The following is a 1,103-nucleotide window of genomic DNA, read 5'->3' on the forward strand; positions in this document are numbered from 1 at the left end:
CTAGGGAGCGTATTTGGTTGTGATCAAGCGGTGGCTCGTGTGAGGTCCTTGATCCAGATCATTGAGGCGCGAAGGTGGAGACCGGCGAGGTAGCTGTCCGGGGTCTTGTCGTAGCGGGTTGCGATGCCTCGCCAGGCCTTCATCCTGTTGATCGCGCGTTCGACGGTGTTCCGCTCCTTGTAGAGCTCGGCGTCGTGGCTGACGGGCCTGCCACCCCTGCTGCCCTTCTTCTTCCGGTTGGCGGCCTGGTCCTTCTTCTCCGGGATCACCGCCTTGATGCGACGTTTACGCAGGTAGGCGCGGTTACCGCGGGACGAGTAAGCCTTGTCTCCGGCAACCGCACCGGGCCGGGTGCGGGGACGGCCGACAGGCCCGCGCACCCGCACCTTCTTCAGGACGGGGATGAACTGCGGGCTGTCCGCCGCCTGGCCCGCGGTCAGGATGAGGGCCAGGGGACGGCACTTCCGATCGGCGGCGAGGTGGACCTTGCTGGTCTGCCCGCCCCTGGAACGTCCCAGGAGGGCGGCCTTCAGCCGGAGTTTGCGCCGACGCCGGATGCGTCGCCGCTCTTCGCGCTCGGCATCGATCTCGGCGTCCCGTCCGTCTTGTTCTTCCAGGCTGCCCCCTTTGGCCTGGCCTTCTCCGCCTCGGTGGCTGCCTTCTCCAGGGCGGTGAGGACATCCTCGCCCAGGTGCATCCCGGCAGCGTCGTGGTGAGCGCGCGCGGTGGTGGAGTCGATGCTGACCAGGGACAGGTCCACCTCACCCCGTTTCGCGGCTTCCGCGACCAGGCCCTCCAGCAGGGCCTCGAAGACGCCGGCGTCACGCCACTGCCGGAAGCGGTTGTGGACGGTCGGCCAGGCGCCGAACTCCTGCGGCATCTCCCTCCACTGTCCGCCGGTCTTGAACCGCCAGATCACACCCTCGAACTGCTGCCGCAGCCGCTCAGGGTACGGGCCGTACTCACCGATCGGCAGGTACGGCCCGATGAACTCCCACTCGGCGTCCGTTAGTTGCACTCGCGTCACGTAAAAGGTCTACCGGTCCAGGCCCCACCATGAAGGCGAATCCCGCAGATCGATCACGACTCGATACGCTCCCTAG

Annotated in this window: 1 pseudogene; it reads right to left on the reverse strand. The window is 66.9% G+C overall.

From position 1 onward, the window contains the following. Positions 1-23 precede the first annotated feature (23 nt). Positions 24-1,027, reverse strand: a pseudogene (locus ACZ562_RS38350) (IS5 family transposase). Positions 1,028-1,103 lie beyond the last annotated feature (76 nt).

Source organism: Streptomyces sp. NPDC040410, assembly GCF_055595715.1.